At 36.4% G+C, this 18917-nt stretch carries 21 protein-coding genes; 8 read left to right on the forward strand and 13 right to left on the reverse strand.

Translation table 11 applies throughout. The annotated features are described in order from the left end of the window. Positions 1 to 56: 56 nt before the first annotated feature. Positions 57 to 566 (reverse strand): DUF3916 domain-containing protein, encoded by a 510-nt coding sequence (locus tag T323_RS0101260; RefSeq protein WP_026671668.1) that lies wholly within the window; start codon positions 564 to 566, stop codon positions 57 to 59. Between the two features lie 257 nt (positions 567 to 823). Between T323_RS0101260 and T323_RS0101265 the strand changes: the two genes are divergently transcribed. From T323_RS0101265 to T323_RS25610, 3 genes are read left to right on the forward strand one after another with little or no spacing between them, the layout of a single operon-like run. Continuing rightward, entirely contained in the window at positions 824 to 1363 is a 540-nt protein-coding gene (locus tag T323_RS0101265; RefSeq protein WP_035177204.1) for a PadR family transcriptional regulator, read from the forward strand. A 10-nt stretch (positions 1364 to 1373) separates the two neighbouring features. Then, a complete protein-coding gene (locus tag T323_RS0101270; RefSeq protein WP_035177205.1) occupies positions 1374 to 2084 on the forward strand; it encodes an ABC transporter ATP-binding protein in 711 nt (236 codons plus the stop codon). Further along, positions 2081 to 2824: an ABC transporter permease gene (locus tag T323_RS25610; RefSeq protein WP_051556286.1), complete on the forward strand. Its 744-nt coding sequence runs from the start codon at positions 2081 to 2083 to the stop codon at positions 2822 to 2824. Before T323_RS0101270 ends, T323_RS25610 begins: the two co-directional genes overlap by 4 nt. A 277-nt stretch (positions 2825 to 3101) precedes the next feature. Here the strand turns inward: T323_RS25610 and T323_RS0101280 are convergent, their stop codons facing one another. From T323_RS0101280 to trmB, 5 genes are all read right to left on the reverse strand, one after another. Next, on the reverse strand, positions 3102 to 4961 hold the full coding sequence (locus tag T323_RS0101280; RefSeq protein WP_026671671.1) for a PTS fructose transporter subunit IIABC: 1860 nt from the start codon (positions 4959 to 4961) through the stop codon (positions 3102 to 3104). Positions 4962 to 4974: 13 nt separating this feature from the next. Next, positions 4975 to 5883: a 1-phosphofructokinase gene (pfkB, locus tag T323_RS0101285; RefSeq protein ID WP_026671672.1), complete on the reverse strand. Its 909-nt coding sequence runs from the start codon at positions 5881 to 5883 to the stop codon at positions 4975 to 4977. Next, entirely contained in the window at positions 5880 to 6635 is a 756-nt protein-coding gene (locus tag T323_RS0101290; protein WP_026671673.1) for a DeoR/GlpR family DNA-binding transcription regulator, read from the reverse strand. The genes pfkB and T323_RS0101290 overlap by 4 nt, the downstream gene beginning before the upstream one ends. A gap of 389 nt (positions 6636 to 7024) precedes the next feature. Next, positions 7025 to 7867 carry a YtnP family quorum-quenching lactonase gene (locus tag T323_RS0101295; protein WP_026671674.1) on the reverse strand — a complete coding sequence of 281 codons (843 nt, stop codon included), beginning with the start codon at positions 7865 to 7867 and terminating at the stop codon, positions 7025 to 7027. A 69-nt stretch (positions 7868 to 7936) separates the two neighbouring features. Then, positions 7937 to 8575: a tRNA (guanosine(46)-N7)-methyltransferase TrmB gene (gene trmB / locus T323_RS0101300; protein ID WP_026671675.1), complete on the reverse strand. Its 639-nt coding sequence runs from the start codon at positions 8573 to 8575 to the stop codon at positions 7937 to 7939. A 97-nt stretch (positions 8576 to 8672) separates the two neighbouring features. Here trmB and T323_RS0101305 point away from each other — a divergent pair, with 97 nt between their 5' ends. The 3 genes from T323_RS0101305 (at position 8673) to T323_RS0101315 (ending at position 10208) form a co-directional block, all read left to right on the forward strand. Beyond that, positions 8673 to 9485 carry a hypothetical protein gene (locus tag T323_RS0101305; RefSeq protein ID WP_026671676.1) on the forward strand — a complete coding sequence of 271 codons (813 nt, stop codon included), beginning with the start codon at positions 8673 to 8675 and terminating at the stop codon, positions 9483 to 9485. A gap of 72 nt (positions 9486 to 9557) precedes the next feature. Further along, on the forward strand, positions 9558 to 9881 hold the full coding sequence (locus T323_RS0101310; RefSeq protein WP_026671677.1) for a hypothetical protein: 324 nt from the start codon (positions 9558 to 9560) through the stop codon (positions 9879 to 9881). Positions 9882 to 9935: 54 nt separating this feature from the next. Continuing rightward, positions 9936 to 10208, forward strand: a complete 273-nt coding sequence (locus T323_RS0101315) for a YtzH-like family protein (protein WP_026671678.1) — start codon at positions 9936 to 9938, stop codon at positions 10206 to 10208. A gap of 139 nt (positions 10209 to 10347) precedes the next feature. On the opposite strand, the gene T323_RS0101320 is transcribed toward T323_RS0101315, so the two are convergent. Both T323_RS0101320 and pulA read right to left on the reverse strand, forming a co-directional pair. Continuing rightward, complete coding sequence (locus T323_RS0101320; protein WP_026671679.1) at positions 10348 to 11139, reverse strand: phosphotransferase family protein; 792 nt, start codon at positions 11137 to 11139, stop codon at positions 10348 to 10350. Between the two features lie 126 nt (positions 11140 to 11265). Continuing rightward, complete coding sequence (pulA, locus tag T323_RS25615; protein WP_051556287.1) at positions 11266 to 13401, reverse strand: type I pullulanase; 2136 nt, start codon at positions 13399 to 13401, stop codon at positions 11266 to 11268. Between the two features lie 120 nt (positions 13402 to 13521). Between pulA and purU the strand changes: the two genes are divergently transcribed. After that, a complete protein-coding gene (gene purU, locus T323_RS0101330) occupies positions 13522 to 14388 on the forward strand; it encodes a formyltetrahydrofolate deformylase (RefSeq protein ID WP_156942359.1) in 867 nt (288 codons plus the stop codon). A gap of 379 nt (positions 14389 to 14767) precedes the next feature. Here purU and T323_RS0101335 read toward each other — a convergent pair whose 3' ends face one another. From T323_RS0101335 to thpR, 5 genes are all read right to left on the reverse strand, one after another. Next, a complete protein-coding gene (locus tag T323_RS0101335; RefSeq protein WP_026671681.1) occupies positions 14768 to 15055 on the reverse strand; it encodes a type II toxin-antitoxin system HicB family antitoxin in 288 nt (95 codons plus the stop codon). Between the two features lie 87 nt (positions 15056 to 15142). Continuing rightward, positions 15143 to 16069 carry a hypothetical protein gene (locus T323_RS0101340; RefSeq protein ID WP_026671682.1) on the reverse strand — a complete coding sequence of 309 codons (927 nt, stop codon included), beginning with the start codon at positions 16067 to 16069 and terminating at the stop codon, positions 15143 to 15145. A 44-nt stretch (positions 16070 to 16113) separates the two neighbouring features. Continuing rightward, a complete protein-coding gene (locus T323_RS0101345; protein ID WP_026671683.1) occupies positions 16114 to 16803 on the reverse strand; it encodes an LrgB family protein in 690 nt (229 codons plus the stop codon). After that, positions 16796 to 17164: a CidA/LrgA family protein gene (locus T323_RS0101350; RefSeq protein WP_035177210.1), complete on the reverse strand. Its 369-nt coding sequence runs from the start codon at positions 17162 to 17164 to the stop codon at positions 16796 to 16798. Before T323_RS0101350 ends, T323_RS0101345 begins: the two co-directional genes overlap by 8 nt. Positions 17165 to 17177: 13 nt before the next feature. Beyond that, the gene (gene thpR, locus T323_RS0101355) at positions 17178 to 17732 is read right to left on the reverse strand and encodes an RNA 2',3'-cyclic phosphodiesterase (RefSeq protein ID WP_026671685.1); all 555 of its coding nucleotides are present in this window, start codon (positions 17730 to 17732) and stop codon (positions 17178 to 17180) included. Between the two features lie 182 nt (positions 17733 to 17914). Between thpR and cysK the strand changes: the two genes are divergently transcribed. Further along, the gene (gene cysK / locus T323_RS0101360; RefSeq protein WP_026671686.1) at positions 17915 to 18853 is read left to right on the forward strand and encodes a cysteine synthase A; all 939 of its coding nucleotides are present in this window, start codon (positions 17915 to 17917) and stop codon (positions 18851 to 18853) included. Positions 18854 to 18917 lie beyond the last annotated feature (64 nt).

The following is an 18917-nucleotide window of genomic DNA, read 5'->3' on the forward strand; positions in this document are numbered from 1 at the left end:
AAGCTTTGAAAGGTTGTTCTAGAAAAGGGACATATGAATTTTGATTCTATTTAAATTTATATTAATTCCCCGATAAACCAAATTTCACCTCCATACTGATATCCATCTTCATCAGTAATTACTTCTTTAAAACCTAATATTTGCAAATCGGGAGGAACAGATAATCCCCATTCCGTTTGAATGTTTCTATCACCAGATAGATGAAGCCACTTTTGATATTCGTCTTTCCTATTAAAAAAATCTTTAAAATGCGAGTCACCTTTAAATACTATAATTTGTGACCCCCATAAAGCTGGTACATCCACTGCAACTACAACTCTATAATTCTCTTTGTCATTTGGCTTCAAACCAATTAGATGTTCAGCTCTATACAATAGTATTTGAATGCAAAGTCGTTTAATTTGTTTTGGTGTTTTGTCGGAACTTAAAAAGTTTTGAGCAACTGGTAGATGCAGATGCCAATAACCATTGTGAAATTCTGTTGGAAATTCCAACGTATTTTCTTCAATACGCTTAATCATATTATTAAATTTACGTTTAACTCCACGAACTTTTTTCTCCCCCATATTATTTCTCCTCATGTTTATTTACCATAACTAGATGTGTGCTTAGTTTTTCAATCTCTTTAATCATTTCTTTTTAACCGTTCATATCACTCACAATCATACTTTTTCCTGCATTATAGAACGGTCGTTTGCTAAATTCAAATATCAACAGAGCCTATTTGTAAAAAAAACTACACTTTACCCTTTACAACTTGGAAAGTTTAGTTTATATTATAGTCAACGTTGATTATACATTATTGATTATGAAGAGGTGGCACATGAAAACTCGCTTAATGGTACTAGGATTCTTACTATACAAATCAATGTCTGGCTATGAAATGCAACAGCATCTTCAGCAATCACAGACAGATACATGGGCTGGCGTTTTGCCCGGGTCGATTTATCACGCTTTAAAAAAAATGGAAAAGGAACAGCTTGTGGCAATTGAATCTGTCGAACAAACAGGTAATCGTTCAAAAGCGATTTATCAAATTACGGAAAAAGGAAAAGAAGAATTCAAACATTTATTAATTAGTGGTTTAACGGAAAGCTCAGCTTCTTTACCAACCACTTTTTATACAGCCCTATCATTCATCCCCTATGCATCAAATGACTTAATCATTGAAGCGTTAAATAAACAAGAAACATTATTACAACAAGAATATGAACAGATGAAAATAGGGAAAAAAATCAAAGAGGAGGCGATTGAAGTTCCAGAACATACCCTACTTTTATTTGAAAATATGTTTTTGCATTATGAAATTCAATTATCATTTGTAAAAAAACTTAAAGAGAGTTTGACTACTAAAAATAAATGAGGTGAAGGCGTTGTCTCAAACATTAATTGAATGTCAGAACATTACTAAGTCTTATGAAAAAACCGAAGTATTACAACAAATTAATTTGTCCATTGAAGAAGGAGAAATGATTGCTGTAATCGGACCAAATGGTGCAGGGAAAACGACGTTTATTGAAACATTATTAGGAATTCGGCGATATGACTCTGGGTCGATCCATTATTGGACTCCCTCTTATCTAAAACATATCGGAGTCCAGCTTCAAACAACGCCGTTTTTTCCAGGATTAAACGTAATCGAAAATATTAAAATGTTTGCCGCATTTTATTATGTCAAGATGTCAAAGCAAGAAATTCAGGCATTACTTCAATTATGTGGATTACAACAAGTTGAAAAAAAAGAAGCTAGTAAACTATCGGGGGGACAACAGAAACGATTAGCAATCGCGATTGCCCTTGTTCATAATCCGAAGCTTGTCTTTTTAGATGAACCAACGGCTGCACTAGATCCTCGCTCTAGAAAAGACATCCATGACATGATTAAAGCACTAAAAGAACAAAGTAAGACGGTTGTATTTACTTCACATGATATGGACGAAGTAACGAAACTTGCAAATCGGGTTATTTTTATTCAATCTGGTCAAATTGTCGCTCATGGTTCACCAGAGCAATTATGTCAATCATATGAAGCAAACACATTAGATGAAGTGTATTTCTATTTAACAAGGAGTGACCTTCAATGACATTTCAAATTATCAAAACATTAGCTATCAGTTCATTGCGAGACCGAATTACATTGTTTTATACGGTGGCCTTTCCTTTAGTACTACTCTTTAGTCTTTCTATCTTTTTTAATGAGCCTTCATATCGTCCTGTTGTGCTAACAGGTGTTGTAGCGATTAGTACACTTTTTTGGAGTATCCAAGGTGTCGCGTTTCAAGTGTTACAACAACGAACAACAGGTGTTTATAAATTATTGCAAGTAACTCCTTTTAAAACAATCGCATTTGTTGCCCATTTAACTTTAGCACGCACGTTCATTTCTTTACTTGTCACGTTTTTCATTTTCTTTGTTGGGTTATTTTACTTTAACCTTTCTATTACAGTAGGCGCTTTTTTAAATTTAACTGCATTGCTTATTTTTGCGACAATATGCTTTACGGTTCTCGGTTTTTTAATTGCTAATCTTTCTATGAATGAAGCGCAAGTAAGTATGGTGTCATCTCTAGTGTGCTTTCCGATGATTTTTACAAGTGAAGCCTTTTATTCTTTAGAAAATGCACCAGCATGGTTTGCCCTAATCGGGAAGTTATTTCCGTTCCACTATTTTATTCAAGGTCTTCAAGCCCTCGTTCATAACGAAAGCTCCTATTTCTCTCTTTTTATATTAGGTCTATACCTTATCGCTTTTTTACTAATAACGACGGTTTCGTTCCGCTCAGATCAACAAGGGTCTCTATTTTCAATCCGTAATAATGGATAATTTTTTTTTGTACCGTTAGTCAACATTGACTATACACCGTTGATTATAAACTATAAAGAAAAAACGCGGAAGCGTCTTTTCATTTCAAGCGAAGTGCGGAGCCCTGCCCGCTTTTAACAGTGAACCCCAAGTTCTCTTCTTGGGGTAAAACGCGCAGGTGCGCAGCCTTCGCTCTTCTAGAATAAGCTTTCAAAGCTTCACTGCTATACCAAAATTTTTTCTTATCTTTATAAAAAAGGTTCGCTAAAGGATTTCCCTTGGCGAACCTTCTGTTTACTTACGAAACTTTTTTCTTTAATATTCCTAGCATAAGGGCTGACACAAAGGCTCCAATGAGAATAGCTAAGGTATATAATATCCAACTTCCTTCTAGTGTCCAAAAGACAAGTGCTCCTCCATGTGGTGCTGGTAAGCCAATATTAAATAGCATCGATAGTCCCCCTGCAATAGCAGAACCTACAACAATAGAAGGAATAACTCGAGCTGGGTCTGCAGCTGCAAATGGAATCGCACCTTCTGTAATAAACGACGCGCCCATAATAATGTTTGTTTTTCCAGCATCGCGTTCTTGTTTCGTGAATTTGCGTTTAAACATAAATGTAGCTAGGGCAATGCCTAAAGGAGGAACCATACCACCAGCCATAATAGCTGCATGTGGTCCGAAGTTTCCGGCATCAATCATTGCAATTCCAAATGTAAAAGCAGCTTTATTTATCGGTCCACCCATATCAAGCGCCATCATCGCACCTAAAATAATTCCTAAGAAAATCGCATTTGTCGTACCCATTCCTCCTAACCAGCCTTCAAGCATTCTATTAAAGCTGCTTAATGGTCCAACAATTCCTAACATGACAATCCCCGTAAATAATATCGACAATACAGGATAGAGTAAAATCGTTTTTATTCCTTCAATGGAACGTGGTAAGTTTTTTAATAAATATTGTAAGAAAACAACTAAATATCCCGCTAAGAAACCGGCGATTAATCCACCTAAGAAACCACCGCCACCGGTTGCCGCTATTAAACCACCGACCATACCTGGTGCAAACCCTGGACGATCAGCAATACTCATAGCAATAAACGCAGCTAACACAGGTACCATTAAATGAAACGCATTTCCGCCACCAATCGTCATGAGCATTTCTGCAATTGGATGATAACTTGGGTGATTTGGGTCAGCAGAATGAATGCCAAACAAAAATGACATGGCAATTAAAATCCCACCACCAACAACAAATGGCAACATGTTAGAAACACCATTCATTAAATGCTTATAAAAGCTTCCTTTTGAACTCCCACTATTTTCTGTTGACTTTCCACTTCCTTTAAATAACGGGACGTTCCCACTTATCGCTTCCTCTAGTAATTGTTGTGGCTTCCGAATTCCGTCGGTAACCCCTGTTTGAATGACCGGTTTACCAGAAAAACGGTTCATTTCTACTTTCGTATCAGCGGCGACAATAATCGCATCGGCCTCTGCAATTTCTGCTTCGGTTAAGCGATTTTTCACCCCACCTGAACCATTTGTCTCAACCTTAATTTCAATGCCTAACTCTTTTGCTTTTGCTTTCAGCGCATCGGCCGCCATATACGTATGAGCAATTCCAGTCGGACACCCTGTAACCGCTAACACTTTTTTGCTCCCTTTCGCTTGAACAGTATTTGTTTCTTCTGCTATTTTTTCAGCTTCTTTTTCATTAATTGCATTTATAATGTCAGCTTCAGATTTTGCTTCTAACAACGTTTGACGAAAATCTGTATCCATTAACAACGTAGATAGCCTTGATAACGTTTCTAAATGCTCGTTATTTGCGCCTTCGCTAGCTGCAATCATAAAGACAAGATGACTTGGTTTCCCATCAAGAGAATCATAGTCGACTCCTGCTGTTGAACGACCAAAGGCAATCGCTGGCGTTCTCACCGCTGCTGTTTTCGCATGTGGAATCGCGATTCCTTCGCCAATTCCTGTTGTCGTTTGAAGCTCTCTTGCTAAAATTGCTTCTTTAAAAAGATTTTTGTCGGATAGTTTTCTAGCACTATCTAATTTGTTGACAAGCTCCTCAATGACTCCTTGTTTTGTTGTTGCCGATAATTCCAAGACAATCGTATCTCTTTTTAATAAATCTGAAATTTTCATTTTTACTCCCCCTTTATCGACTTACAATTTCGATTTCTTTTTTTAGCTTTTCAATTTCTTCTTTAGTACAAAATCCTTCTGAAAATGCGCTAGCACTTCCAGCTGCTACCCCATTACGAAACGCTTCTTTCACATCTTTTGTTTTTGTATATGTTTCTAAAAAACCTGCTACAACAGAATCACCTGCTCCAACAGAATTTCTTACAATCCCCCGAGGAACATTTGCAATATAACAGCTCGTTTGACTCATAAATAATGCACCTTTACTTGCAAACGAAACAATGATATTTTCAATTCCTTTATCTAATAGTGTTTTTCCAAAAGGAATGGCCTCTTTTACTGAACTAATTGTTACTCCAAATAATTCACCGAGTTCATGATGGTTTGGTTTTATTAAAAATGGCTGTTCCTCTAGCCCATGGATAAAAGCTTCCCCACTAGCATCAAGTACAATTTTTGCTTTTCTTTCTTTCCCTTTTTGACTAATCGTTTGATAAATGTTTAATGGTAGTGAAGCAGGTACACTTCCTCCTAACACGATGATATCCTGTTCACTTACCTTTGAAATTTTCGATACAAGCTCTTCATGTTTGCTTCTTTCGATAAAAGGACTAGAACCGTTAATTTCTGTTTCTTGAATGCCTTTTAATTTTATATTAATTCTTGTATCTTCTTGAATTTCAATGAAGTCCGTTTTGATTTGCTCTTCTTGTAATTTTTGTTTAATAAACTCCCCCGTAAATCCACCAAGAAAACCAGTCGCCGTTGTATTCACCCCTAATTGTTTTAACACCCTTGAAACATTGATCCCTTTTCCACCAGGGTTTTTCATTTCTTTTTTTGACCGGTTGAGCTCTCCTAAATGAATATCAGAGAAAACGATATAATCAATGGATGGATTTAACGTAACCGTGTAGATCATATAGGGACCACCTCCACTTCTGTTTTTCTTCTCATATCTTTGATGACGGATTCAGATGTGTTGGAACTTGTAATCACAACCATACTTTCAATATTGGCAAACTTTGAAAAATACGTTTCTCCAAACTTAGAGTGATCAACAACAACAAACGCTTTATGAGAACATTCAATCGCTTTTTCTTTCACAAATGCTTCTTGTGGGTCAGGTGTCGTTAACCCGAATTTACTATGAATTCCGTTTGTCCCAATAAATACTTTATCGAAACGAAAGTTTTCTAGTCCTTGAATCGCCCCTCGTCCAATGGATGCCTTTGTTCCCGCTTTAACAGCTCCACCGATTATATGAGTTTCAATTCCATGTTCTATTAAACTAAAAATATGATTTAGTCCATTTGTCACAACAACACAGTTTTTCTCCTGCAAAAAAGGAATCATCTCTGCCATTGTTGTGCCGGCATCTAAATAAATACAATCTCGGTCGTCCACCAAACTTGCTGCATATTTTGCAATCGCTTTCTTTTCGTCTTTGTTTTGGGTATCTTTTTCAGCAATTGTCGGTTCATCTAAACGTTTTGATAACGATGATGCCCCCCCGTGAATGCGCTTTAATTTATTCAGCTCTTCAAGTTCTGTTAAATCACGGCGAATCGTCGACTCTGAAGCATTTGTTGCATCAACTAATTCTTGTATTTTTACGATTTGCTTTTCTTTTACTAATTCTAAAATAATTTGTTGTCTCTCAAACGTTAACATGTACTTTCACCTCGTTTACAAATTCATTATAACATGAAATCAATCATAATCAATCAAAAATAATCACTTTAATTCATTTTTCTTCAAAAACAATCAATAACAATCATCTCAGCGAAAAATATCCGTGTTCTTAGACACACTTTTTCGCTTCAGACGTATATTCCGTTTTTTTATGAAAACGACGCTTTTTTTTATTTAAGATGTACTTATTTAATAAAATGGCGATGAAACGAGCTTGCTTTTTATAGTTAACCGAACGTAGGTCCTTTAACCTCTGACACTGCTACTTATTAAAATAAGAATGGTTAACTCCTTTTAAATAGTAAAGCCGTATGAAATCAAGTTGATTTCATACGGCTTTACTATTTAACTTATTTTCGGAAGCTTTCCTATCGTTCTCGCTTTACACAATCCTTCAATTCCCCAGTTTGACTCCACTTAATCGCGCGGTACTTGGCGTCGTGATAAAATAAAAACCAATTTTCTTTTTCAATTCCTGGCATAAGCCATTTTTCTTTTTGAGAGATTGATGTCATCGGATAATCATCATACGCCAACACCCATAATACATGATTATGGGCATGTGTCGGCATTAAATCGGCTAAATGTAATAATGTTTGTCCACCATGCTCAATTTTTATAATCGCATGACCATCACTATGTCCTCCCGTATGATACATTGTAATTCCGGGTACAATTTCTTTTTCTGATGTAAACGTTTTCACTTGGTCGTAAATTGGTTTCCAGTTTTGCTCCCAATATGTATTTTTCGAACGAATATTTGGGTTTCGCATTTCGTTCCATTCAATTTCTGTTGTATATATTATTGCATTTTTAAAAACCGGCTCAAGCTTTCCATCTACCTCTTTTGCTAAACCACTCACATGGTCAAAATGCAAATGTGTCATCAAAATGATATCGATATCATCAACGGTTAAACCTAGCTTTTTTAAATCTTCTTCAAGAAAAGACTCTTCTGTAATCCCATAATTACGTAATTGCTTTTCACTAAAGCGGTTATTGCCAATGCCGGATTCAATGAGAATATTTTTTTCACCTGTTTGAATAAGAATCGGGTCTGTCCTAAGTTCAATTTGGTTTTTGTCATTTACTTCATATTTTTTACTCCATAACGGCCTTGGGACAACCCCAAACATCGCGCCTCCATCTAAATACGTGACACCGCCACGTAACCATGAAATTGCCCAATCAGCTACCTGTAATTGTTCCAACTTTCATCCCTCCTCTACCTTTCATCATACCATAAAATAGAAAAAACTCTTGCAAAAAAAAAGCAAGAGTTACCGAAAAACAGCTTCACACCGATAAATCGGCATTCCTTTTTCACTAAACTTTTGTTCATACTCTGTCATTACATTTCCTTCAAAATTACTTTTATGGAGATGCAAACTAACATTTTGCACTTTCATTCCATATGATGAAAAGCTTTCAATAGAGTATTCAAACAATCCTTGATTGTCCGTTTTTAAATGAACTTCTCCACCTGACTTCATGACCGTTTCATACTGACAAAGAAAGCCTTTATAAGTTAACCTACGTTTTTCATGTCTATTTTTCGGCCACGGATCGGTAAAGTTAATATACACTCTTTCAATCTCACCTTCGTCAAAAAACTCAAGTAATTCGACCACATCTTCATTTAGGAGTTTAACATTGGTACATTCCGATTCCACAACCCGCTCCATTGCGGTTAACAAAACACTTGTATACTTTTCAATCCCGATATAATTTATATCCTGATGTTGTTTGCCCATTCCAGTCACAAAGCGCCCTTTACCAGTTCCCACTTCAATGTGAATAGGGTTTTTATTTCCAAATACTTCGTTCCATTTTCCACGACATTCTTTTGGATTCGGAATGACGATATGAGGATATTTTGCTATGGCTTCTTTTGCCCATGGTTTATTTCTTAATCTCATGAAGACACTTCCTTGTTCATGTTTTCTCTTTTATTTTGCTTGTCCTATCAATATTCGATAAAATATTGCTGTAACGTTAAAAAGAGGATGTGTAATTATGCTTAATCAACCACAATTTGTGTTTAGCTTTACAATACCCTATTATAGCTCTGTCGATGGGGAAAGTATAGAGCTATTTGTTTCTGAAAAAACGTATGAATTCTATTTATTTGCTCAACAACATTACCCACTAACTGTGATTCATGGAGATTTACATCCACATGGCCCATCTTACGGAGAAGCTACTGATGTATTATTCGACAAAGAAAAAGCATTACTAATTATTGGTTCCAAAGATATAAAGGAATATTCAAACGAAATTATTGATATTAGTGTCGCCTATCATCTACAGAGAATCCTTCATTTCGAAAAAGCAACATTTGTTTATTATACATATTCTGAACAAACACCAGGAAATATTCAACAATTCATTGATGATATTCAACACATATTAGAAAGTATCCCTATTTATAAGTTTTTAATAAAAAAAGGCTATCGAATCGCAGAACGTGAGCAACAGATTTTACAGGACGGATTAAAATCTAAGCATTTACTTGCCCACTGGAAGAGTATTCACCCACTCGAAAATGAAAAAACTGAATTTTTATTTAGTAAACTTGTCTTTACTAACTATGTTTGTAATGATGTTTTTATAATGTATAAAAAAGAATTGAACCCCATTTACCCAAGACTTTTTAGTGAATTTGATCAATTCCAAAAGCAAATTCGAAAATACAATTTTTCAACCAAAAGCGGTCAACAAAAAGCATTGCAACGTATATTTCGTTATTTAAAATACGAGTCCTATCTTACTCCAATTACAATCAATGACATACCTAAATGGCAACTGAACAATGCACAAATGAAATAAAAATGTGTAACCTTGTCCAGTATCGGGTATAGACAAATACACGATATCATCGAACAAGGAGGCTGATGAATCATGAAGAAATTTGTGGATACGGAAAAAATAATAACCATTTTACAAGAGCAAATAAAAACAGGTGATGGAACTCCTCTTCAATTTGCGACATTAAAAACAGAAATAAAAAGAATACGATTCACTCATGATATTGACCCTAATTTCAAAGGGACCTTTGATGAACTCGAAACTTATATAACAACGAACTCTGATGCAAATTCCACTCAAGAACATATTAAATTAAACGAGATGAATATTAAAAGGTGGATGGACGAACTACACCTACTTATGCATGGTAAAGCTGTAACCATTGATTATAATCAACGAAAAGGCAGGGAAATTTAAGGATAATTTTTCTTTGCTAAACACATCCTACTATTTGAAAGGGAGTGTTTAGCTATGCCAATAAACGAAAAACATAAACTAAGCTTACTCGTTGATATTTTGAAAAATCAAGTTGAACAACAATATATGACGACAGATGAGTATGACCAGATTTCCCGTTTAACTTCTTCATTGCTACACGAAGGAAATCTTGACCAGACTTTAAAACAAACATTTACAAGCATTCAAGAACAACACTACGGTAATGCCCATCATTTTAACCAAAATGATGTCGAACATTGGGTCGAAACGATTCAACAGTACCAGAGTAACGACAATAATTCATAAAATTCCCTAGGAAATAATGACGAATAGACTCAAATTCACAATGACTTTTTCTGCAAACAATGTAACCTAAGCTATCTCTTAATGAACAAATAAAGCATCAAAAAACGTATTGGTTACCATGCCAATACGTTTTTTACAATTACTCGGGTCCTTGATTCTTTATTAAATTTTGAACAAATGCTTTCCACCGGGTCACTTCTTCAGGTTTTCCTCTTTTACCATGCCAAATCACTTCTAACACAAGCTGTGAGACGACATACCAATGCATTCTCATTTGAAGGTTTGTTGTTAGTTCAATACCATACTGTTTGAGCCAATGCTCCCACTCATCTTCGGGTATATATAAATATAACATTAATCCTAAATCTAAGGCAGGGTCTGCCACTGTAGCTCCGTCCCAATCAATGAGAAACAAGTCACCATCTTCACTCATCATCCAATTATTATGGTTTACATCACAATGACAAACAACATATTCGTCGTGTTTGACTTGTTCTTGTCTACGATATAAGAAAATTAACGCTTCCTCTAAAATATCATCTTCGAAATAATCGTTCGATAAATGGTGTTTTATTTCTTCAATAATAGAATGAGGGGTTAAAGGTTCATTTCCGATCCTTTTAAACATATGTAAAAGCTCGCTAGAACGATGAATTTTCCCTAGTAATTGAGCTACACGGCCTTGATTCATTTCAAATGCTTTTAACTCATTGCCACTCACCCATTTTTGAGCCGTAATGACATCCCCGTTCTCTAATCGTTTTGTCCACAAAAGTTTCGGAACAATCCCTTCAGCAGATAAAACAGCCAAAAATGGCGAAGAATTTCGTTTTAGAAATAATTTTTCTTCTCCTTGCTGGGCAACATACGCTTCTCCTGTTGCACCTCCAGCAGGGGAAACCTGCCATCCTTCTCCTAGGTTTAAATTCACCTAACTCACCCTCAATTTCATTTTTCTATACGAGTCTACAATATATTATTATACCGCAATCATCATTGTCCTGATATGAAAATTTCGAACCCATTAAAGAAGCAGAGTCGTATCAGACTCTGCCATTTATTGAAACATCATCATCGTCGTTAACGGCTTTACATGAATTTTCTCGTCTTCTACAATATACAATGGTAACAAACTAACGGTTTCTTCGTCAATGACAATATGCCACTGTCCAAGATATGGTAGTGAAACTTCGATAGTTGACCAACTACCATTATGGATGACAACAATGTTATTCCAACTATCAATTTCATATAAATCATTCATGAGATAAGCAACGACATGGTCTGGAGCTGGTAATGGTTGAATATGCTTTTTAATTTCAGCTGTTGTTTTTAATCGAAAAGCTGGATGTGCCTTTCGAAGGGCAATTAAATTTTTTACATACGTCACATCTTTTTTAAATTGTTCTTTTCTATCCCAATCTAGCTGATTGATGGAATCTGGTGAGTTATAGCTGTTTTCTACGCCTTGTTTTGTTCGAAAAAACTCTTGACCTGCATGTAGGAAAGGGACACCTTGAGCGAGTAACACAAGTGCCGTACCTAACCGATGCATCTTCCTTCTTACATTTTCTTCTTCTGTTTCATTTGTAAACGATAATTTATCCCAAACGGTGTAATTATCATGACATTCCATATAATTAATTGACTGAGCTGGGTTCGTAAATAATCCTTCATTTTGAAACCCGGTACTTCCACAAAGTCCCTCCAGTATCTCACCGACGGTTTCTTTATTTCCGTTAATAAACCCTCGATCACTTTTGTGAAAAGAACTTCCTCTAATAACATCACGAAAACGGTCATTAAAAAATGAAATCGTTGGTACTTCTTTAGCATTTTTGATTGTCGCTTTTTTCTCAAAAGGCAATGGAGTTGGCAAATCCCAACCTTCACCTAAAAGAAGTAAATCGGGACGAATATCTTTCAGCTCGTTTTCAATTATACGGACTGTCTCCAAATCAAATATACCCATCAAATCAAAGCGAAATCCGTCTATCTTATATTCTCTAACCCAATATTTCAAGCAATCTAAGATAAATTTTCGGACCATTTTTCGTTCTGATGCAATGTCGTTTCCTACACCTGTTCCATTTGCCATTTCACCGTTTTCTTCATAGCGAAAGTAATAGCCTGGTACAATTTTTTCAAAATCTGATGATTCCCAAATATAGACATGGTTAAACACGACATCTAATATGACTTTTATTCCGTGTTCATGTAATGTCACTATCATTTGTTTTAATTCTTTTATTCTAACTCTTCCATCCAATGGATTTGTAGAGTAACTTCCTTCCACTGCAAAATAATGGATTGGGTCATATCCCCAATTATAGTGCTGATTAGGATTCATTTCATCAACACTTCCAAAATCATGTAGAGGTAATAATTCGACATGTGTTACTCCAAGTTCGACTAAATAGTCGAGTCCTGTTTTCGTTCCTTTTTTTCCCTTTGTCTTTGTTTCAGTGAACCCTAAAAACTTACCTTTATGTTTAATTCCACTATGAGAATGAATGGAAAAGTCCCTAATATGGACTTCATAAATAATCGCGTCTTGCTTTTCCACAACAGGTAACAAGTAGTCCGTTACTTGATACTTCTCCATGTCTACTATTACACCTTTTTCTCCATTTACCGTTACAGCCTGAACATATGGGTCGACAGCTTCATTCCATACATGTTGAGTATAAAGTTGATATGTAAAACACCAATTTTCCCAATCACCGGGTATTGTTGTTGTCCAAACCCCTTTTGCTTTCCGTGTAAATGGAAAACGTAAACCTTTATTATCAGTAGCCTTTTCAAATAATGTGACTTGAACCTCTGTTGCTGTTGGTGCCCATACTGTAAACGATGTAGACGTTTTCGTATAGCATACACCTAAGTCATCTCCATCATAATAATATAGGTTGTCAAAATCTCTCGTTCGAACAACTTCACCAATAATGACAGGAAGTTGCTCGTGATTGTAATGCAATATATAATTGTATCCCATCTCGATATTATTCATTGTTTGTATCGATAACTGAACAACTCGATTCTTTAAGCTAAAATGAACGTGTTGGATCGGAACAGTATCACCGTCTTCTCTCTTTAATTCTATACTGATTTCTTGCTGATAGGAATCAATCGGAACACTCGCTTTTATCTCGTTCAGTTTTATCATTTCTGCACAAGGTTTTATCGTCTCCATTACTTCCTCCCGTAACTAGAAATTATCCTTCTTTAAAAATCTTTGCAATACAAACATGAATCGTCTATTATTACTAAATATAGAAATCAAGCGCAATTGATATGATGGAGGATTAATGACATGTTACATACAAACGAGAATCGAGCAACTTTACTGCTCTCTTGCCCTGACCGTCCGGGAATTGTTGCAGCCGTTTCGAATTTTCTATATTCGAACAATGCAAATATTGTTCAATCAGACCAATACTCAACAGACCCAGAAAACGGGATGTTTTACATGAGAGTTGAATTTGATTTACCGAATTTCGACCATTCATTTTTAACGATAAAAAAGGAATTTGAGCCCATTGCACAAACATATGAGATTGACTGGCGCTTAGCGAGTGCCAAACGAATGAAACGCATGGCCATCTTTGTTTCCAAAGAAGATCATTGTCTTCTAGAGTTGTTGTGGAAATGGCGTGCTGGCGAACTTTTTGTGGATATTCCACTTGTGATAAGTAATCACTCCGACTTACAGCAAACCGTTGAATCGTACGGTATCCCTTTCTATTATATTCCTGTTTCAAAAGAAACAAAACAAGAAGCTGAAGCGAAACAAATTGAACTTATCCAAGATCACAACATCGACTTTATTGTACTTGCACGTTATATGCAAATTTTATCATCTGATTTTGTTCAGCAATTTCCAAAACAAATTATTAATATTCATCATTCATTTTTGCCAGCCTTTATCGGTGCAAACCCTTATGCAAAAGCATTTAGTCGCGGCGTTAAGCTAATCGGAGCAACCGCTCATTATGTCACAGATGATTTAGACGAAGGTCCCATTATTGAACAAGATGTATTGCGGGTCAATCACCGCTATACCGTTGAACAGCTAAGAGTGGCAGGGAGAAATGTGGAAAGACTCACATTATCAAGAGCTGTTGCCTGGCATATTGAAGACAGATTAATCGTGTTCGGAAACAAAACGATTGTTTTTTAAAACGTAAAGAAAAACGCGGGATCGTCTTTTCATTTCAAGCGAAGTGCGCAGCCTTCGCTCTTCTAGAATAAGCTTTCAAAGCTTCATTGCTAAACCAAAATTTTTATGCTTTCTTATCATTGTAAAAAGACTAGCCAGGAGCTAGTCTTTTTTAAGATAGAGTCGTGATTTCGTAACGGCCATCTATTCCCACTACTTCAAGAAATTGATACCCTTTTTCATGTTTTACGGTCATCAATTCCGTTATTACACGAAAACAGCAGCAAAAACCTTCTTTTTTATTCATTTACCAGAACTTATGTCCGATAGACCTCACCAAACCGTACTTTTTTGAAAATAGCGGAACCTATGTCCGCAACAACAAAACGAATCGTTAGTTCTATTTCCATTCCCGAATAATTGCATTAATGTCTTCAAATTCTTTTAGAGTCATGGCTGATTGAATGTTAATATTGTCCGAGCCTTCATTAGGAATGCGTAATTGACTAATTTTTCGTTTTTCTTTCCAGAGCGTAACCGCTTCAATTAAACCTTCTTTTGCCTGTTTGTAAGTATCGCCATAACTTACGCAGCCGGGTAACTCTTTTATTTCAATCGAATATTCAATCCCGCCTTGCCAATCCATTTCTTGTCTTACTAGCCATGTATATTGCTTCTGATTCTGCATTGTTGTCTGATTCTCCCGCTGCATGATAGTCACCTTCCATTACAAATCCCTCCAATAATTGGAGGGATTATGATGTTTTATCCTTTTTTATTCGTCCTCTATCACTTCTTGCCGTTTGTAGGCGGTTGTATGGCAATAGTGCAACAGTGCTTTCGTTACTTTTATTTGGGTACTTTTAATCGGTGTTGGTTGCCTCACAATTTTTTCGAACCATTGTGCATATACCCTCCTATCAACAATTTCAAAAGGCATATTTGCACTTGAATAATCAACGATATGATTTGGAGCAAGCACGATTTTTTTTATTGGGAAGTTCACATCTTCCGTAGCTAATATGTCGACTAGGATACCCGCCATCCGATTTAACGCAAGATAAGGACTGAGCACTTTTTTTTCCTTCCCACTTCGATACTCCGTCCAAAACCGTTCTGAACTTCCTTCAAATAAGCTATTATCTTGTCCTTCCAATACAACGATACAATAAATCGTAGTGGGACCAATCAAGACAATATCAAAATCAATCGGCGCCTGTTTGATTAAAAAAATCGGCCGATACATTAAAAAATAATTATCCGGAATATTTAATGTTAATGTTCGCAAAAGTTCATCATACTTATACTTTGGATTCATTCTAGACTGTTCCATCAAAGATGTACTTGCCCACCTTAACTGCGACAAAAACAACTCATTTCTAAACATAGCTTTAAGATCTTCAATCGTTCTCACCCGTTCCCGTAACGGCGGTTCAACTGAAGTTTCTTCTATAATTGAGAACTCTTGTTTTGTTGTACGAAAGCTAGTTAATTTTTGAATGGCCTTTTTCCATTTCGACTGTTCCTGTTCCTCGGCAACGAAAGGCTCTACCTCAGCATTTAAAGGACTCTCGCCTAACTCCCATTCCAATTTCAAATTATGCCATCGCTCTTTTTTTAACCTAGTAAATTGACTAGGGTAACGATGAATGTCAAATTGATACCTGGAAATATAATCTTCCAATTTTATTAAATGAGCCACAAACGTTGTACCTCCATTGTTGTCATTCCTTTACTTATTATACCTTAATATAAGAAAAATACGAACACAGGAATAATAACAGAAACAATAACTGCACTTACAGTCATCGCAATCGTACTAATAGCACCTTCTTGTTCACTAAGCTCCATCGCTTTCGCAGTTCCAATCGCATGTGACGCCGTTCCCATTCCAACCCCTCGTCCTACAACATCGTTTACCTTGCACCACCGTAGGAGTAGCGGACCACCGACAGCCCCACTAATCCCTGCAAACATTACAAAAATAGCTGTAAGCGGACTTGCGCCACCGATCGTTTGCGCTATATCCATCGCAACTGGAGTCGTCACAGACTTTGGTAATAAAGAAAACATAACTTCCTTCTCGATATTGAGCCAGTACGCAAACTGGAAACCGGTGTACACTCCGACAATCGATCCTACTCCAACTCCTACACATACCGGAACAATGTATTTTGTAAATAACGCTCTTTGTTTATACAATGGATATCCTAATGCGACAACTGCTGGGCCAAGTAAATGCTCGATCCATTTGCCACCTTGTTGATATGTTTCATAAGGAATTTCAAAGAATACTAGAATGAATACGATGAACAGCGTCCCTGTTAAAATCGGCAAGGTAAGTGGACTCGGATATTTTTTATATAACACTTTCCCTAGTATATAAACAGCTAGCGTCATCATAATAAACAAGAAACTGACAAATACGTTACCCATCAGACTGCTCCTTTTTTTGGACAAGCCATTTTGTTGTCAGACCTGCAACTACTATGACTATAACCGTACTAAAAATGGCTATGAAAACTAAAAATATGCCCGTGCCAGAAAATAAATGGACAAAACCGATAACTCCTGCTGTGACTGGTAAAAAAAGGAGCGGCATATGCCGCAACAATAATGACGTCCCTTCTTCAATCCAGTTCGGTTGAATGACTTTAAAAAATAAAAGCAGAAAAAAAAGTAACATCCCAACAATACTTCCAGGAATCGGTAAATCAAGTCGTGTTTGGATTTGTACCCCGATAAAAAATAAACTATATAAAATCATAATATGGACCATTATCCGGATGATGGACATTGAGCCATTCCCCCTAGTTCTGAAAAGGAAATTGTAGAATCGCTTCATATTTTGGTGATCGCTGTAAATGAGTTTGGTATAATACCAATTCATTTACTTGCCACGTGTTTACTTTATCTGTTAATGGCGTTAAAGGCAAATCAAAAGGTTGTTGTCCACTCCATTGCCTAGCAATTGTTATATGAGGTTTGTATGCTCGAGTTTCGATTGTAAATCCCACCTCATAACATATTCTCGCCACCATGTGCTGAAGCTCGTGCAATGGGCTCGATTGCTCTACACCGCCCCAGAGAATTCGGGGCCTTTCTGGCTTTCCAAAAACACCTAATGATGAAAGAGTAAGTTCAAATGGTTTGACATGAACTATTTTTTCTTTTAATCGATTATCTAGAGCTTGACGCTGTTCCTTTGTTGCATTACCCAAAAACACTAACGTAATATGATAATCTTCTTTATGGACCCACCTCTTGAATGTCCAATTCGAATGATGTTGTTCTCTCCAACGATGGATAATCTCTTTTATTTCTTTACTTATGGGAATAGCAAGAAAAAAATGTGTGTTTTCCATATTCAATTCCTTTCTAACTAAATTTTTTTATACGTCAAAGTAATCAGTGACTTTATTGTACCTAGTTATAACAAAAAGATTCTCACTCATTCATTGTAAAAGATATCGTCCACAATAGGAATGCTGTTCATAGTTATGGTAAACTAAAAATATGTTTGTTTTAAAAAAAGGAAGTGAAACTGATGAGAGTCGTTCAAAATATGGCGGAATTAATTGGACAAACGCCACTCGTAAAGTTAAATAGAATTGATGATAAAAAGGGAGCAACTGTCTATTTAAAGCTTGAATTTTTTAATCCAAGCAAAAGTGTGAAAGACCGTGCCGCTTACCATATGATAACCGAAGCAGAAAAACAGGGGTTATTAAAACCTGGTGCAACCATTATTGAACCTACAAGTGGAAATACTGGCATTGGGTTAGCGATGAATGCGGCAGCAAAAGGCTATAAAGCGATTCTTGTTATGCCGGATACAATGACACAAGAACGAATTAATATTCTTAAAGCCTATGGAGCAGAAGTTGTGTTAACGGACGGCGATTTAAAAATGCCTGGAGCTATTGATAAAGCGCATCAACTTGTAAAGACAATTCCAAATTCATTTATGCCGATGCAATTTGAAAATAGTGCAAATCCCGATGCTCACCGTCATACAACTGCTGTTGAAATTAAAGAAGCGTTGGACAGTATTGGGAAACCATTATCTGCTTTTGTCGCAGCTTCTGGGACTGGTGGTACGATTACAGGAACGGGAGAAGAGTTAAAAAAGTTTTATCCAAAGGCAACCGTTCATGTTGTCGAGCCTGCTGGTTCTCCTGTTTTATCTGGAGGAAAACCTGGCCCACATAAACTCGTTGGCACAAGCCCTGGATTTATTCCTGATATTTTAAATGAAGATGTGTATGATGAGATTTTTAAAATAAAAGATGAAGAGGCGTATGAGACAACAATCGCATTATCACAACAAGAAGGCATTCTCGTCGGACCCTCTTCTGGTGCAGCGTGTTATGCTGCATTACAAGTCGCAAAGCGGTTAACTCCAGAAGATGTCGTCGTTGCGATTGTTTGTGATACTGGTGAACGCTATTTATCTACGGACTTATTCGATTTTGAAAATAAGTAATAACAGCACTTAAAAAGGAGTTCCTTAGTAACCAGACTAAAGGGACTCCTTTTTTTATCGTAAG

The organism is Alkalihalobacillus bogoriensis ATCC BAA-922, from assembly GCF_000621445.1.
Classification (GTDB): domain Bacteria; phylum Bacillota; class Bacilli; order Bacillales; family Bacillaceae_F; genus Bacillus_AO; species Bacillus_AO bogoriense.

Coding starts and splice junctions, on each gene's coding strand:
- cysK (WP_026671686.1), top strand. CDS start 17,915: ATGAGAGTCGTTCAAAATATGGCGGAATTAATTGGACAAACGCCACTC.
- T323_RS0101280 (WP_026671671.1), bottom strand. CDS start 4,961: ATGAAAATTTCAGATTTATTAAAAAGAGATACGATTGTCTTGGAATTA.
- T323_RS0101315 (WP_026671678.1), top strand. CDS start 9,936: ATGCCAATAAACGAAAAACATAAACTAAGCTTACTCGTTGATATTTTG.
- T323_RS0101290 (WP_026671673.1), bottom strand. CDS start 6,635: ATGTTAACGTTTGAGAGACAACAAATTATTTTAGAATTAGTAAAAGAA.
- thpR (WP_026671685.1), bottom strand. CDS start 17,732: ATGGAAAACACACATTTTTTTCTTGCTATTCCCATAAGTAAAGAAATA.
- pfkB (WP_026671672.1), bottom strand. CDS start 5,883: ATGATCTACACGGTTACGTTAAATCCATCCATTGATTATATCGTTTTC.
- T323_RS0101260 (WP_026671668.1), bottom strand. CDS start 566: ATGGGGGAGAAAAAAGTTCGTGGAGTTAAACGTAAATTTAATAATATG.
- T323_RS0101305 (WP_026671676.1), top strand. CDS start 8,673: ATGCTTAATCAACCACAATTTGTGTTTAGCTTTACAATACCCTATTAT.
- pulA (WP_051556287.1), bottom strand. CDS start 13,401: ATGGAGACGATAAAACCTTGTGCAGAAATGATAAAACTGAACGAGATA.
- T323_RS0101310 (WP_026671677.1), top strand. CDS start 9,558: ATGAAGAAATTTGTGGATACGGAAAAAATAATAACCATTTTACAAGAG.
- purU (WP_156942359.1), top strand. CDS start 13,522: ATGTTACATACAAACGAGAATCGAGCAACTTTACTGCTCTCTTGCCCT.
- T323_RS0101345 (WP_026671683.1), bottom strand. CDS start 16,803: ATGGGTAACGTATTTGTCAGTTTCTTGTTTATTATGATGACGCTAGCT.
- T323_RS0101335 (WP_026671681.1), bottom strand. CDS start 15,055: ATGCAGAATCAGAAGCAATATACATGGCTAGTAAGACAAGAAATGGAT.
- trmB (WP_026671675.1), bottom strand. CDS start 8,575: ATGAGATTAAGAAATAAACCATGGGCAAAAGAAGCCATAGCAAAATAT.
- T323_RS25610 (WP_051556286.1), top strand. CDS start 2,081: ATGACATTTCAAATTATCAAAACATTAGCTATCAGTTCATTGCGAGAC.
- T323_RS0101265 (WP_035177204.1), top strand. CDS start 824: ATGAAAACTCGCTTAATGGTACTAGGATTCTTACTATACAAATCAATG.
- T323_RS0101350 (WP_035177210.1), bottom strand. CDS start 17,164: ATGTCCATCATCCGGATAATGGTCCATATTATGATTTTATATAGTTTA.